The following is a 13152-nucleotide window of genomic DNA, read 5'->3' as shown; positions in this document are numbered from 1 at the left end:
CACTGCGTATCGTCGCTGCCCCCCGAGGGGGTGCGGCCGGCTTGGGGCGGCCCGGCGCCGGCCGTCCGTTGCCCGTGCGCCTCATGCCATGACTTTCGCGATCCACGGACTGCCGGTGGCCCGTGGCATTGCCATCGGGCGGGCAGTGCTGGTGGTGTCGAGCCGCATCGACGTCGCGCACTATTTCATCCAGCCCGAGCAGGTCGAGACCGAAATCCAGCGGGTGCGCAGTGCGCGCAACGCGGTGGCCGACGAGCTCACCAAGCTGCAGGCGAACGTCGCGCTCATGGGCCCGAGCGAGGCGCCGCACGAATTGGCGGCGCTGCTCGAGGTGCACCAGATGCTGTTGCAGGACGAAGCGCTCAGCGACGGCGTCAAGCACTGGATCACCGAGCGCCTCTACAACGCCGAATGGGCGCTCACCACCCAGCTGGAGGTGATCGCTCGTCAGTTCGACGAGATGGAGGACGCGTACCTGCGTGAGCGCAAGGCCGACCTGGAGCAGGTCGTCGAGCGCATGCTGCATCGCATGAAGGGCACCGCGGCCGTGCTGGCGCCGACGCCGCCCAAGCGCAAGCGGGCGGCGACCGATGACGACGAGCACCACGACCCGACCAGCGGCGAAGGCGCCGACGCGCCGCTGGTGCTGATCGCGCACGACCTGTCGCCGGCCGACATGCTGCAGTTCAAAAAGAGCGTGTTCGCCGGCTTCGTGACCGACGTCGGCGGCCGCACCTCGCACACCGCCATCGTGGCGCGCAGCATGGACATTCCGGCAGTGGTCGGCGCGCGCACCGCCAGCCAGCTGGTGCGGCAGGACGATTGGGTCATCATCGACGGCGATGCCGGCGTGGTGATCGTCGACCCCTCGCCGATCATCCTGGCCGAATACGGGTTCAAACAGCGCCAGGGCGAACTCGAACGCGGCCGCCTCACCCGGCTGCGTCACAAGCCGGCGGTGACCCTCGACGGCGAGCGGGTCGACCTGCTGGCGAACATCGAGATGCCCGAGGACACCGCCGGCGCGGTCAAGGCCGGCGCCGTCGGCGTCGGGCTTTTCCGCAGCGAGTTCCTCTTCATGGGCCGCGAGGCGCAGCAACTCACCCGCCTGCCTAACGAGGAAGAGCAATACCAAGCCTACCGCCGGGCCATCACCGGCATGCAGGGCATGCCGGTGACCATCCGCACCATCGACATCGGTGCCGACAAGCCGCTCGACGGCAAGGCCGCCCGTCAGGAGCACCTGAACCCGGCGCTGGGCCTGCGCGCCATCCGCTGGAGCCTGGCCGATCCGGCCATGTTCCTGACCCAGCTGCGCGCCATCCTGCGGGCCGCGGCGCACGGCGAGATCCATCTGCTGATTCCGATGCTGGCCCACGCCAGCGAGATCCGCCAGACGCTCGGCCTCATCGACGAGGCGCGCGCGCAGCTCGACCGGCGCGGTGCGGTGCACGGCCCGGTCAAGCTGGGCGCGATGATCGAGATCCCGGCCGCCGCGTTGACGTTGCGGATCTTCCTCAAGCACTTCGATTTCCTGTCGATCGGCACCAACGACCTGATCCAGTACACGCTGGCGATCGACCGCGCCGACGAGGCCGTCGCGCACCTTTACGACCCTGCGCATCCCGCGGTGCTGCGCCTGGTGGCCGACACCATCGCCGAGTGCCGCCGGCAGGGCAAGGGCGTGAGCGTGTGCGGCGAGATGGCCGGCGACGTGACGTTCACGCGCCTGCTGCTGGGCCTCGGGCTGCGCAGCTTCTCGATGCACCCCTCGCAGATCCTCGCGGTCAAGCAGGAGGTGCTGCGGGCCGACACCGGCAAGCTCGTGGCCTGGGCCCAGGGCGTGCTCGAAGCAGACGACCCGGCCGCCGTGCTGAGCGCGCCGCGCTGAGCGGTCTGCACCCGGCGTCGCCGCTGGCGTCGCAATAAAACGAAACACGCCGATACGGCGGCGAAAGGACGCCGGCACGCGCGCGGCCGACCATCGAGGCTCCTTCACTTCCTCGTTCAGGAGCCCCGACATGACCATCCGCCAGACCTTCCTTGCCGTCTCTGCGATTGCACTGCTCGGTGCCTCCGCCGCGCAGGCCGAACAGTACGACGGCGTCCTCGCTGCACCGCAGGGGCGCAGCCGTGCCGACGTCATGCACGACGCGGTGCGCGCGGCGCAGTCGCCCGACCAGAACGTCGTGCGCGGTTCGCGCGGTGCCGATCCGATGGCCGTGTCGCAGGACCGCGCGACGGTCATGGCTGAAGCCGTCCGTGCTGCCTCGGCACCGCACCAGAACGTCAGCGCCGGCTCGCGCGTCAACAGCCGCGTGGTCACGCCCCCCCGCGACCCGGTCGACCGGCGCGCTGTCGGCGACACCACCGGCCGGCTGTGAGCGGCCCCTCTGTCATCCCCCCGATTCCACAGCGAGTGCACCCATGAAAACCTGGATCCAACGCAGCCTCGTCGGCCTCTTCGGCGGCGCCCTCCTCGTCGGCAGCCTCGCCGGTTGCGCGGCACACCGCCACGGCTGGGGCGAGCGCGATTCCGCCGAGTTCCGCGAGCGCATGGTCGAACGTGTCGCCGGCAAGCTCGAACTCGACAAGGCCCAGCAACTGAAACTCACCGCGCTGGCCGAACGCCTGCAGGCCCAGCGCAGCGCCATGCGCAGCGGCGACCCGCGGGCGCAGTTCAGGGCGCTGTTCGCCGGCGATAAGCTCGATCAGGCGGCCGCTGCCCGGTTGGTCGAGGAGAAGACCACGGCGCTGCGCGCCGGCAGTCCGGAGGTCATCGCCGCCGCCGCCGACTTCTTCGACAGCCTGCGGCCCGAGCAGCAGCAGAAGGTGCGCGACTTCATGGAACGCGGCCGCCGCTGGGGCCGGCATGGCTGACCGGCCGACCCACCGCCCGGGCTCTGCTCCCTCGCGCGCATGCCGGCCGGCCTGATCGCGGGCCTGCTCTGGTCCTGCGCCACTAGGCACAATCCGCTCATGTCCCGCATCCTGCTGATCGACGACGACGCCCACCTGGCCGCGCCGCTGGCGACCTACTTCGCGCGCTTCGACTGCGTGTTGGACAGTGCGGTGCGGCCGAGCGACGGCCTGGCCAAGCTGCGTGCGGCGCACTACGACGCAGCCATCCTCGACGTCATGCTCCCCGAGATGGACGGCTTCGCCCTGTGCCGGGCGATCCGTGCCGAGAGCGACATTCCCATCGTGATGCTCACGGCCCGCGGCGAGGTGATGGACCGCGTGGTCGGCCTCGAACTCGGGGCCGACGACTACCTGCCCAAGCCTTTCGAGCCGCGCGAGCTGGTGGCGCGGGTGCAGACCATCCTGCGGCGCCAGCGCAAGCCGGCGTTGCCGAGCGGGGCGCCGCAGCGCCTGGCCTTCGACGGGCTGGTGATCGACCTCGACCGACGCGAGGTGTTGCGCCAGGGCGAGCGGGTCGAGCTCACCGGCACCGAGTTCGAACTGCTGGCGCTGCTCGCGCGGCAGCCGGGCAAGGTGTGGAACCGCGATGACATCCTGAACCAGCTGCGTGGTCAGGAGGCCGAGCTGTACACGCGCGCCGTCGACATCGTGATCAGCCGCCTGCGCAAGAAGCTCGAGCCGCTCGATTGCATCAAGACGCTGCGCAACGCGGGCTACGCATTGGCCGTCGCCCCATGAGGCGCGCGAGCGCCGAGCGACGCTGGAGGCACCGCTGGAAGCATTCGCTGCGGCTGCGGCTCATCACCGTGTTCGTGCTGCTGGCGCTGGCCATGGGCGCGGTGTTCCTGGGCGGCATGCAACGCGCCTTCACGACCGGTTGGCGCGAAGCGGCCAAGCCGCTGCTGGTCGACTACACCGATCGCCTGGTGGCCGAGATCGGCAGCCCGCCCGATGTCGCGCGTGCGCAGGCGCTGGTCGCCCGGCTGCCGATCTCGATCCGCATCGAGGGGCCGGCCGTGCAATGGGATTCGCACCCCCACAAGGACCGGCGGGGCTGGTGGTCCGACCGGCCTGACCGGCGCGACCGGCAGGCGACCGGTGACGACGGTGATGGCGACCCGCGCGACGCCTGGTTCCGCCGCAGCACGGCGGACGGCCACGTCGTCACCTTCGGCCTGGGCACCTCGCCGTGGCAGGACAAGCCGCACGGCATCGGCTGGCTGACGCTGGCGCTGCTGCTCGCGCTCATCCTGGCCGCCTATGCCTATGTGCGCCGGCTGCTGCGGCCGCTCGACGACATCCGTGTCGGGGCCGAGCGCTTCGGCCGCGGCGACTTCGACCAGTCGATTCCGCTGCGTCGGCGCGACGAACTCGGCGACCTGGCGCAGCGCATCAACACGATGGCGCACGACATCCGCGGCATGCTCGACGCCAAGCGCGCGCTGCTGCTGGCGCTGAGCCACGAGCTGCGGTCGCCGCTCACCCGCGCCCGGCTGAACGCCGAGCTGCTGCCCGCCACGACCGAAGGTGCCGTCGAGCGGACCGCCCTGCTGCGCGACCTCAACGAGATGCGCGACCTCATCAGCGACCTGCTCGAGAGCGAGCGCCTGGCCGGCCCGCACACCGCACTGCACCGCGAGCCGATCGACCTGGCCGCGCTGGTGCGCGAGACCGTCGGTGGCATGCCGACGGCCCGTGCGGTGCAATTGGACTTGGCACCGTCGCTGCCGCCGCTGGCGCTGGACCGCACCCGCGTCCGGCTGTTGGTGCGCAACCTGCTGGACAACGCGCTGCGCCACGCCGCGGACGCCGAGCGGCCACCGGTGCTGAGCCTGCGGCCCACCGACGACGGCGGCGTCGTGCTCGAGGTGCGGGACTTCGGACCGGGCGTCGACGATGCCCACCTGGTCCGCCTCACCGAGCCCTTCTTTCGCACCGACGACGCACGCCAGCGCGCCACCGGTGGCGTCGGGCTGGGCATGTACCTGTGCCGCCTGGTGGCGGAGGCGCACGGCGGCACGCTGGGCGTGCGCCGGGCGCTCCCCGGCCTCGCCGTCGCCGTGCAGTTGCCGGCCGAGCGTTCAGCGGGCGCGCGTGCCGATGAGCGCCGCTGAGATGATCAGGGCCGCCGCCAGCGCGATCGGCCATGACAACGGACGGCCGGTGAGCAGCAGCAACAGGCCGGTCGACGCCAGCGGCGTGAGGTAGCTCAGGATGCCGATCTGCCGCGCATCGCCGCGCTTGAGGGCCATGTCCCAGAGGTAGAAGGCCGCACCGAGCGGGCCGAGGCCGCAGAGCGCCAGCAGCAGCGCATCGCGGCCGCCGACGGCCACCGAAGGTTCCAGCAACGCATGGCAGGCCAGGGCGAGCAGGCCCGACACCAGCCCGAAGAGACCGATGGCGGCGGTGGGAAAGGCCGGCACGCGCTGCGTCCAGAGCGAGTAGCTGGCCCAGATGAAGGCGGAGCCCAGCGCGGGCACGAAGCCCCAGTACCCGGCGGCGGCGCCGGCCGCTGATCCGCCGGTGTCGCGCGCGCCGAGGATGGCGACGGCCGCGCCGGCGAAGCCCAGCAGCGCGGCGACGACATGCAGCGGCCGCAGCGTCACGCCCTTCAGCAGCAGCGGGGCGAGCACCACCATGAACAGCGGCCACAGGTAGTTCACCAGGTTCGCCTCCACCGGCGGCGCGTGGCGCAGTGCGATGAAGAGCAGGAAATGGAAGCCGAACAGGCCGTAGATGCCGAGCGCCAAGGTGCGCGGCGGCACCGCCCAGGCGCGGCGGTTGCGCAGCAGGGCCGGCAGGCCGAGCAGGCTGCCGACCATCAGCGACACGCCGGTCAGCAGGAAGGGCGGCAGGTGCGAGAGCGCGGTGCCGAGCGAGGCGAGGCTGGCCCAGAAGGCGATCGCGCCAAGGGCGAGCAGGGTGGCGGCAGACATGCGCCGAGCTTAGGCGGGCCGCTCGTCGCTGGGCGACGGCGCATCGTCGCGCAACGCGCCTCGGCTCAGCCGTCGGGCTGTGCCTGGCGACGCAGGGCGGCTGTGAGCGCCGAGGGCGAGCGGTAACCGGTGCGGCGGGCCGTCTCGGCGACGCTGGTGCCGGCGGCGCGCAGCGTGCGTGCCTGCGCCAGACGGAGGTCGCGCAGCCAGTGCATCGCGCTGGTGCCCATCTCGTCGCGGCAGCGCGCGTTGAACTGGCTGGCACTGAGGCAGCAGCGCGCCGCCAGTGCGGCCACATCGAGCGGTGCGCCGCGCCGGGCGACGGTCCAGGCGGCGAGCGCGGCCCAGTCGATCGGGCGCCGTGCGCTGCGCGGTGTCGGCGTGCCGTGCCAGGCCTCGAGCAGCAACAAGGGGCCATAGAGCGTGGCCAGCGCGTGGTCCTGCGCCACGCTGTGGGCGAGGCACTGCGCCAGCGCGCGCGCCTGGGTCGACGGCGTGGTGTGTCCGGCATGTCGCTCCCAAGCGCTCATGGTGCTGTCGAGCACCAGGCACCGGCTGCTGCCGTCGGCGCCGAAGTCGTGGCGCTCGCCCGGCGGGATCACGCAACCGTCACCCGCAGCGATACGCCTGCCGTGGCCTTCGACTTCGAGTTCGAGCACGCCGTCGAGGCCGATCAGCACCTGGAAGTGGTCGTGTGCATGGCTGCCGTGCGATGCGCCGTAGTGGCGCAACGTCAGGGTGCCGGCGGCGGCCAAGGTGCGGCTCAGACGCCGGCGGCGTGCGCCTGTTCGTCGGCGTGGTAGCTCGAGCGCACCATCGCGCCCACGGCGGCGTGGCTGAAGCCCATCTTGTAGGCCTCTTCCTCGAACATCTTGAAGGTGTCGGGGTGCACGTAGCGGCGCACCGGCAGGTGCGAGTTCGACGGCGACAGGTACTGGCCGATGGTCAGCATGTCGATGTCGTGCGCACGCATGTCGCGCATGACCTGCAGGATCTCTTCGTCGGTTTCGCCGAGGCCGACCATGATGCCGCTCTTGGTCGGCACGTTCGGGTGCAGCGCCTTGAACTTCTTGAGCAGGTTCAGGCTGAACTGGTAGTCGCTGCCGGGGCGTGCTTCCTTGTAGAGGCGCGGCGCGGTTTCAAGGTTGTGGTTCATCACGTCCGGCGGCGCGGCCTTGAGGATTTCCAGCGCGCGGTCGTCGCGGCCGCGGAAGTCGGGCACCAGGATCTCGATCTGCGTCAGCGGCGAGAGCTCGCGGATGTTGCGGATGCACTCGACGAAGTGGCCGCTGCCGCCGTCGCGCAGGTCGTCGCGGTCGACGCTGGTGATCACCACGTACTTCAGGCGCAGTTGGGCGATGGTGCGCGCCAGGTTCAGCGGCTCGTCCTGGTCGAGCGGGTCGGGCCGGCCGTGGCCGACGTCGCAGAACGGGCAGCGCCGGGTGCACTTGTCGCCCATGATCATGAACGTGGCCGTGCCCTTGCCGAAGCATTCGCCGATGTTCGGGCAGGAGGCTTCCTCGCACACCGTGTGCAGCTTGTTCTCGCGCAGGATCTGCTTGATCTCGTAGAAGCGCGTGGTCGGCGAGCCGGCCTTGACGCGGATCCACTCGGGCTTCTTGAGCATCTCGCCCTGCACCACCTTGACGGGGATGCGCGACAGCTTCGCCGCCGCCTTCTGCTTGGCGAGGGGGTTGTAGGTTTCGGCGCTCTGCGCCTCCCGCACGACGGGGGAGGGGACGACTTCGGTGGTGCTCATACGGACTCTCAAGGCGCCAGGTAGGTGACGAGCTTCTGGCCCAGCACGTGCGCGGCTTCTTCCCAAGTGGTGTGGACGCCGATTGTAGAAAGGTCGACCGTTTTCAGCCCTGCGTAGCCGCAAGGGTTGATGCGGGAGAAGGGTTCCAGGTCCATCGCGACATTCAAGGACACGCCGTGGTACGTGCCATGGCGCGCCACCTTGATCCCCAGCGCAGCGATCTTGCCGAGGCCGCGGAACGGGTCCGTCGGCGAAAACGGGCCGGTCAGCGCCGCATGGGAGAACGGGTCGTCCAACCGCACGTAGATGCCGGGCGAGCCGGCCACGCGATGGCCCGTGACGCCGAAGTGCGCCAGCGTGCGGAGCACCGATTCCTCGATCCGGTAGACGTACTCCTTGACGAAGTAGCCGGTGCGGCGCAGGTCGAGCAGCGGATAGGCCACGACCTGACCCGGGCCGTGGAAGGTGACCTGGCCGCCGCGGTCGGTCTGCACCACCGGGATGTCACCGGGGTTCAGCAGATGGTCGGGCTTGCCGGCGAGCCCTTGGGTGTAGACCGGCGGATGCTCGCACAGCCACAGCAGGTCGGGCGTGACCGCGTCGCGCTCGGCGGCGAAGCGGCGCATCGCCTCATACGTCTCGGCGTACGGTACATGCCCGAGCAGCACCGGCGCCAGCGCCGATCGCACAGGCAGCACCGGCGCGTCGGCGAGGGTCAAAGCACCACCTTGACCATCGGATGGGAGGACAGTGTGCGGTAGATTTCGTCGAGCTGCTCGCGGCTGGTCGCGGTCACGGTGATCGTCACGCCGAGGTAGTTGCCCGCCTTGCTGCTGCGCAGCTCGATGGTGCTGGCATCGAACTGCGGGTCGAACTTTTCCGCCACCAGCGTCACCGCGTGGACGAAGCCGTCGACCTTCGGGCCCATCACCTTGATCGGGAACTGGGAGGGGTACTCGATCAGCGATTCGCTGCGGAGGTCGGTCGGGGTGTCAGGGGTGGGGGCTGGGGTCGTCATGGGGGTCGGCGAGTATGTCAAGCGGTTGAAGTTCCCTGTTGACCTGCTTGGTCATGGCGGAATGCAAGGGGTTTTTACTTATAATCAATGGCTTTGTAAAATTCAGGCAGCCCTCGGCCACCGGCAGTGCACACAACCATGACAACAAGCACGTCAGAGTCCGAGATGGATGTCGAAGACGCCGATTTCAAGCCGCTCACCGCCGAACAGGCGCAGCAGCTGCGCGATGCCAACCCCGAACCTTCGCCCTGGTGGGTGATCGTGGCCCAAGTGGTCGCAGGATTGGTCGTGGCGGGCATCGCTTGGGCTTGGACGGGCCGGCCGGTGGCCGGCATGTCGGCACTTTACGGGGCATTGGCAGTGGCGATCCCGGCGGCGTTGTTTGTCCGGGGTGCGATGAAGGGCGTCATGGGGGGCACGCAGGCGGCGCATCCGTCGGCCGCCATGCTGAGGTTTTTTGTCTGGGAGCTGATCAAGCTGGCGTTGACCGTGGCCTTTCTGGCGGCGGCACCCTGGGTGATCGAGGGCCTGAGTTGGCTGGCGATGCTGGCTGGCATCGTGGCAGCGATGAAGATGTACTGGGTCGCCCTTGTGGTGCGGCCCAGATTGTTGAACCGGATTTGATTCTTTAAAGAGACGCTGAAAGATGGCCGCAGAAGGACACGCACCGACCGCGAGTGAATACATCGTTCACCATTTGCAGCATTGGCAGGTGAACTGGGCGCTCGAACCGGTGACCCAAAAAGCCATCGTCGACTTCAACGTCATCAACCTCGACTCGGTGCTGTGGGCGCTGGTGGTCGGCGTGATCGGCTGCTTCGTGCTGTGGCTCGCCGCGCGCAAGGCGACCGCCGGCGTGCCGGGCCGCTTTCAGGCCGCGGTCGAAATCCTTGTCGAGATGGTCGACAGCCAAGCCAAGGCCAACGTGCACAACGCGCAGAGCCGCAAGTTCATCGCGCCGCTGGCGTTGACCGTGTTCGTCTGGATCTTCCTGCTGAACGCCATGGACATGCTGCCGGTCGACCTGTTTCCGGCGCTCTGGGCGCAGGCGTTCGACGCGGCGGGCCACGACCCGCATCACGCCTACATGCGCGTCGTGCCGACCGCCGATCTCTCGACCACGCTCGGCCTGTCGACCTCCGTGCTGCTGCTGTGCCTGTTCTATGGCATCAAGGTCAAGGGCCTGGGCGGCTGGGGCCATGAGCTCATCACCGCGCCTTTCGGTGCGCACCCGGTGCTGTGGCCCATCAACCTGCTGATGCAGGTCATCGAATACCTTGCCAAGACCGTCTCGCACGGCATGCGGCTGTTCGGCAACATGTATGCCGGTGAACTCGTCTTCATGCTGATCGCACTCATGGGTGGTGCGATGGCAGCTTCGTTCTCGGGAGTGCTGCTGCCTGTCGGGCACATCATTGCCGGAACCGTCTGGGCGATCTTCCACATCCTGGTGATCACGCTGCAGGCATTCATTTTCATGATGCTGACACTCATCTATCTGGGTCAGGCGCATGAGGGCCACTAGGCCTGGTTACCCTTCTCGCTTTCGTTTTTTCTTTTCGCTTTCATCTGTAATCTAAGGAGTCATCATGGCAAACATTCTCGGTCTCGTCGCTCTGGCATGTGGTTTGATCGTCGGTCTCGGCGCGATCGGTGCGTCCATCGGCATCGCACTGATGGGCGGCAAGTTCCTCGAATCGTCGGCACGCCAACCCGAGCTCATGAACGACCTCCAAACCAAGATGTTCATCTTGGCCGGTCTGATCGACGCTGCCTTCCTGATCGGCGTGGCCATCGCCCTGCTGTTCGCCTTCGCCAACCCGTTTGCCGCGACCTTCCTGGCCAACTTGCCGAAGTAATCCCGTTCAACGCCACTCTAGAAAGGTGTTGCCGTGAGTATCAACGCGACCCTGTTCGTTCAGGCCATCGTCTTCCTGCTGCTGGTGCTGTTCACGATGAAGTTCGTGTGGCCGCCCATCGCGAAGGCGCTGGATGAACGCGCACAAAAGATCGCCGCGGGCCTGGCGGCCGCCGAAAAGGCCAAGGCGGAACTCGCTTCTGCCAATCAGCGCGTCGAGCAGGAACTGGTGAAGTCCCGCAACGAGACGACCAATCTGTTGGCCGACGCCGAGCGCCGCGCCCAGCAGATCGTCGAAGAGGCCAAGGGCCGTGCGACCGTGGAGGCCAACAAGATCGTGGTTGCCGCGCAAGCCGAAGCCGAGCAGCAATCGGTGCGTGCCCGCGAGGTTCTGCGCGAGCAGGTCGCCGCGCTGGCCGTCAAGGGTGCCGAGCAGATTCTCCGCAAGGAAGTCAATGCCGGCGTCCACGCCGAACTGCTCGGCCGCCTGAAGACCGAGCTCTGAGGACGACATGGCCGAACTCGCCACCATCGCCCGTCCTTACGCCGAAGCGCTGTTCAAGGCCTCGGCAAGCGACCTCGACGGCACGGCCGGCTGGCTCGACCAGCTTGCCGCCGTCGCCGGCAACCCGCAGTTGCTGCAGTTCGCTTCCGATCCGAAGGTCTCGGCCGAGCAGGTGTTCGACCTGGTGTCGGGGTTCGTGTCCAACGGCCTTCCGGCTGCCGGACAGAACTTCCTGCGCACCGTGATCGACAACGGTCGTCTGGCCGCGCTGCCCGAGGTCGCCGTCCAGTTCCGTCTGCTGAAGAACGCCCAGCGCGGCGCGTCGGATGCCGTGGTCTACAGCGCCTTCCCGATCGACGAAGCCGGTCTCAAGAGCGTGGCCGAGTCGCTGGAACGCCGCTTCGGTCGCAAGCTGAACACGCGGGTCGAACTCGACCCGTCGCTCATCGGCGGCATCCGTGCCGTGGTGGGCGATGAAGTCCTCGACACGTCCGTCAAGGCGCGTCTCGAGCAAATGAAAGCAGCGCTCACCGCTTGATGCGGCGAGGCGGTTGGCCCCATTTATTGAAAGAAGGAAAGAGTCATGCAACTCAATCCCGCAGAGATTTCCGAACTGATCAAGAGCCGCATCGAGGGCCTTGGCGTCAGCGCTGACATTCGCAACCAGGGCACCGTGGTGTCGGTGACCGACGGCATCGTGCGCGTGCACGGCCTGTCGGACGCGATGCAGGGCGAAATGCTCGAATTCACGCCCACCGCCGACGGTACGCCGTCGTACGGCCTGGCCCTGAACCTCGAGCGCGACTCGGTCGGCGCCGTGATCCTGGGCGAGTACGAGCACATCTCCGAAGGCGACACGGTCAAGTGCACCGGCCGCATCCTGGAAGTGCCCGTGGGCCCCGAGCTCATCGGCCGCGTGGTGAACGCCCTGGGCCAGCCGATCGATGGCAAGGGTCCCATCAACGCCAAGATGACCGACGTGATCGAGAAGGTCGCACCGGGCGTGATCGCACGGAAATCCGTCGACCAGCCCCTGCAGACCGGCCTGAAGTCGATCGACTCCATGGTGCCGATCGGCCGCGGCCAGCGCGAGCTGATCATCGGCGACCGCCAGACCGGCAAGACCGCCGTGGCGATTGACGCGATCATCAACCAGAAGGGCCAGGGCGTGACCTGCGTCTACGTCGCGATCGGCCAGAAGGCCTCGTCGATCAAGAACGTGGTGCGCGCACTGGAACAAGCCGGTGCCATGGACTACACGATCGTGGTCGCCGCTTCCGCGTCGGAATCGGCCGCCATGCAATACGTGTCGGCCTACTCGGGCTGCACGATGGGCGAGTACTTCCGCGACCGCGGCGAAGACGCGCTGATCGTGTACGACGACCTCTCGAAGCAAGCCGTGGCCTACCGCCAGGTGTCGCTGCTGCTGCGCCGCCCGCCAGGCCGCGAAGCCTACCCCGGCGACGTGTTCTATCTCCACAGCCGCCTGCTCGAACGCGCAGCCCGCGTGAACGCCGACTACGTCGAAGCTTTCACCAAGGGTGAAGTCAAGGGCAAGACCGGTTCGCTGACGGCACTGCCGATCATCGAAACGCAGGCCGGCGACGTGTCGGCCTTCGTGCCGACCAACGTGATCTCGATCACCGACGGCCAGATCTTCCTGGAAACCAACCTGTTCAACGCCGGTATCCGCCCCGCCATCAACGCCGGCATCTCGGTGTCGCGCGTGGGCTCGGCCGCTCAGACGAAGATCATCAAGAGCCTGTCGGGCGGTATCCGTACCGACCTGGCGCAGTACCGTGAACTGGCTGCGTTCGCGCAGTTTGCTTCCGACCTGGACGAAGCCACCCGCAAGCAGCTCGACCGCGGTGCCCGCGTGACCGAACTGCTCAAGCAGGCGCAGTACAGCCCGCTGCCCATCTCGCTGATGGGCGCCACGCTGTTCGCGGTGAACAAGGGCTTCATGGACGACCTGGAAGTGAAGAAGGTTCTGGCCTTCGAACACGGCCTGCACCAGTTCCTGAAGACCAGTCACGCGGCGCTGCTCGACAAGGTCGAGAAGGCCAAGGCGCTCGACAAGGACGCCGAGGCCGAACTGACCGCCGCAATCACGACGTTCAAGAAGTCTTTCGCCTGATGGCGATCGACAGCAAG

The 13152-nt window shown here is 68.1% G+C and carries 16 protein-coding genes; 11 read left to right on the top strand and 5 right to left on the bottom strand.

Going from position 1 to position 13152, the window contains the following annotated elements; genetic code table 11:
* The first annotated feature begins 88 nt into the window (after positions 1–88).
* The 5 genes from ptsP to ACSFBE_RS21405 all read left to right on the top strand — a co-directional run bounded on the left by ptsP (position 89) and on the right by ACSFBE_RS21405 (position 5036).
* Complete coding sequence (gene ptsP / locus ACSFBE_RS21425; protein ID WP_435492428.1) at positions 89–1891, top strand: phosphoenolpyruvate--protein phosphotransferase; 1803 nt, start codon at positions 89–91, stop codon at positions 1889–1891.
* A gap of 130 nt (positions 1892–2021) precedes the next feature.
* Positions 2022–2384 carry a DUF4148 domain-containing protein gene (locus ACSFBE_RS21420; protein ID WP_435492427.1) on the top strand — a complete coding sequence of 121 codons (363 nt, stop codon included), beginning with the start codon at positions 2022–2024 and terminating at the stop codon, positions 2382–2384.
* A gap of 43 nt (positions 2385–2427) precedes the next feature.
* Positions 2428–2880 (top strand): Spy/CpxP family protein refolding chaperone, encoded by a 453-nt coding sequence (locus ACSFBE_RS21415; RefSeq protein ID WP_435492426.1) that lies wholly within the window; start codon positions 2428–2430, stop codon positions 2878–2880.
* Positions 2881–2979: 99 nt separating this feature from the next.
* On the top strand, positions 2980–3660 hold the full coding sequence (locus ACSFBE_RS21410; protein WP_435492425.1) for a response regulator transcription factor: 681 nt from the start codon (positions 2980–2982) through the stop codon (positions 3658–3660).
* Positions 3657–5036, top strand: a complete 1380-nt coding sequence (locus ACSFBE_RS21405) for a HAMP domain-containing sensor histidine kinase (protein WP_435492424.1) — start codon at positions 3657–3659, stop codon at positions 5034–5036. Before ACSFBE_RS21410 ends, ACSFBE_RS21405 begins: the two co-directional genes overlap by 4 nt.
* Here the strand turns inward: ACSFBE_RS21405 and ACSFBE_RS21400 are convergent.
* From ACSFBE_RS21400 to ACSFBE_RS21380, 5 genes are all read right to left on the bottom strand, one after another.
* A complete protein-coding gene (locus tag ACSFBE_RS21400) occupies positions 5004–5858 on the bottom strand; it encodes a DMT family transporter (protein ID WP_435492423.1) in 855 nt (284 codons plus the stop codon). The genes ACSFBE_RS21405 and ACSFBE_RS21400 overlap by 33 nt on opposite strands.
* 65 nt (positions 5859–5923) lie before the next feature.
* A complete protein-coding gene (locus ACSFBE_RS21395) occupies positions 5924–6613 on the bottom strand; it encodes an AraC family transcriptional regulator (protein ID WP_435492422.1) in 690 nt (229 codons plus the stop codon).
* Positions 6614–6621: 8 nt separating this feature from the next.
* On the bottom strand, positions 6622–7617 hold the full coding sequence (gene lipA / locus ACSFBE_RS21390) for a lipoyl synthase (protein ID WP_435492421.1): 996 nt from the start codon (positions 7615–7617) through the stop codon (positions 6622–6624).
* Between the two features lie 8 nt (positions 7618–7625).
* Complete coding sequence (lipB, locus tag ACSFBE_RS21385) at positions 7626–8336, bottom strand: lipoyl(octanoyl) transferase LipB (protein ID WP_435492420.1); 711 nt, start codon at positions 8334–8336, stop codon at positions 7626–7628.
* Positions 8333–8635, bottom strand: a complete 303-nt coding sequence (locus tag ACSFBE_RS21380) for a YbeD family protein (RefSeq protein ID WP_435492419.1) — start codon at positions 8633–8635, stop codon at positions 8333–8335. Before ACSFBE_RS21380 ends, lipB begins: the two co-directional genes overlap by 4 nt.
* A 165-nt stretch (positions 8636–8800) precedes the next feature.
* Between ACSFBE_RS21380 and ACSFBE_RS21375 the strand changes: the two genes are divergently transcribed.
* The 6 genes from ACSFBE_RS21375 to atpA all read left to right on the top strand — a co-directional run bounded on the left by ACSFBE_RS21375 (position 8801) and on the right by atpA (position 13135).
* Positions 8801–9259, top strand: a complete 459-nt coding sequence (locus tag ACSFBE_RS21375; protein ID WP_435492418.1) for an ATP synthase subunit I — start codon at positions 8801–8803, stop codon at positions 9257–9259.
* A 22-nt stretch (positions 9260–9281) separates the two neighbouring features.
* Entirely contained in the window at positions 9282–10160 is an 879-nt protein-coding gene (gene atpB / locus ACSFBE_RS21370; protein WP_435492417.1) for a F0F1 ATP synthase subunit A, read from the top strand.
* Between the two features lie 64 nt (positions 10161–10224).
* On the top strand, positions 10225–10494 hold the full coding sequence (gene atpE, locus ACSFBE_RS21365) for a F0F1 ATP synthase subunit C (RefSeq protein WP_140844704.1): 270 nt from the start codon (positions 10225–10227) through the stop codon (positions 10492–10494).
* A gap of 33 nt (positions 10495–10527) precedes the next feature.
* Positions 10528–10998 (top strand): F0F1 ATP synthase subunit B, encoded by a 471-nt coding sequence (locus tag ACSFBE_RS21360; RefSeq protein ID WP_435492416.1) that lies wholly within the window; start codon positions 10528–10530, stop codon positions 10996–10998.
* Between the two features lie 7 nt (positions 10999–11005).
* Positions 11006–11536 carry a F0F1 ATP synthase subunit delta gene (locus ACSFBE_RS21355; protein ID WP_435492415.1) on the top strand — a complete coding sequence of 177 codons (531 nt, stop codon included), beginning with the start codon at positions 11006–11008 and terminating at the stop codon, positions 11534–11536.
* Positions 11537–11581: 45 nt separating this feature from the next.
* Positions 11582–13135: a F0F1 ATP synthase subunit alpha gene (gene atpA / locus ACSFBE_RS21350; RefSeq protein WP_435455746.1), complete on the top strand. Its 1554-nt coding sequence runs from the start codon at positions 11582–11584 to the stop codon at positions 13133–13135.
* Positions 13136–13152: the final 17 nt, after the last annotated feature.

This window comes from Variovorax sucrosi (assembly GCF_051216635.1).
Lineage (GTDB): Bacteria > Pseudomonadota > Gammaproteobacteria > Burkholderiales > Burkholderiaceae_C > Variovorax.
The sequence above is the reverse complement of the archived record's forward strand: the minus strand, read 5'-3'. Positions and strand labels throughout refer to the sequence as shown.

Excerpts from the sequence above, each read along its gene's own strand:
- ptsP (WP_435492428.1), top strand. The coding sequence starts at position 89 with ATGACTTTCGCGATCCACGGACTGCCGGTGGCCCGTGGCATTGCCATC.
- ACSFBE_RS21420 (WP_435492427.1), top strand. The coding sequence starts at position 2,022 with ATGACCATCCGCCAGACCTTCCTTGCCGTCTCTGCGATTGCACTGCTC.
- ACSFBE_RS21415 (WP_435492426.1), top strand. The coding sequence starts at position 2,428 with ATGAAAACCTGGATCCAACGCAGCCTCGTCGGCCTCTTCGGCGGCGCC.
- ACSFBE_RS21410 (WP_435492425.1), top strand. The coding sequence starts at position 2,980 with ATGTCCCGCATCCTGCTGATCGACGACGACGCCCACCTGGCCGCGCCG.
- ACSFBE_RS21405 (WP_435492424.1), top strand. The coding sequence starts at position 3,657 with ATGAGGCGCGCGAGCGCCGAGCGACGCTGGAGGCACCGCTGGAAGCAT.
- ACSFBE_RS21400 (WP_435492423.1), bottom strand. The coding sequence starts at position 5,858 with ATGTCTGCCGCCACCCTGCTCGCCCTTGGCGCGATCGCCTTCTGGGCC.
- lipA (WP_435492421.1), bottom strand. The coding sequence starts at position 7,617 with ATGAGCACCACCGAAGTCGTCCCCTCCCCCGTCGTGCGGGAGGCGCAG.
- ACSFBE_RS21380 (WP_435492419.1), bottom strand. The coding sequence starts at position 8,635 with ATGACGACCCCAGCCCCCACCCCTGACACCCCGACCGACCTCCGCAGC.
- ACSFBE_RS21375 (WP_435492418.1), top strand. The coding sequence starts at position 8,801 with ATGGATGTCGAAGACGCCGATTTCAAGCCGCTCACCGCCGAACAGGCG.
- atpB (WP_435492417.1), top strand. The coding sequence starts at position 9,282 with ATGGCCGCAGAAGGACACGCACCGACCGCGAGTGAATACATCGTTCAC.
- atpE (WP_140844704.1), top strand. The coding sequence starts at position 10,225 with ATGGCAAACATTCTCGGTCTCGTCGCTCTGGCATGTGGTTTGATCGTC.
- ACSFBE_RS21355 (WP_435492415.1), top strand. The coding sequence starts at position 11,006 with ATGGCCGAACTCGCCACCATCGCCCGTCCTTACGCCGAAGCGCTGTTC.
- atpA (WP_435455746.1), top strand. The coding sequence starts at position 11,582 with ATGCAACTCAATCCCGCAGAGATTTCCGAACTGATCAAGAGCCGCATC.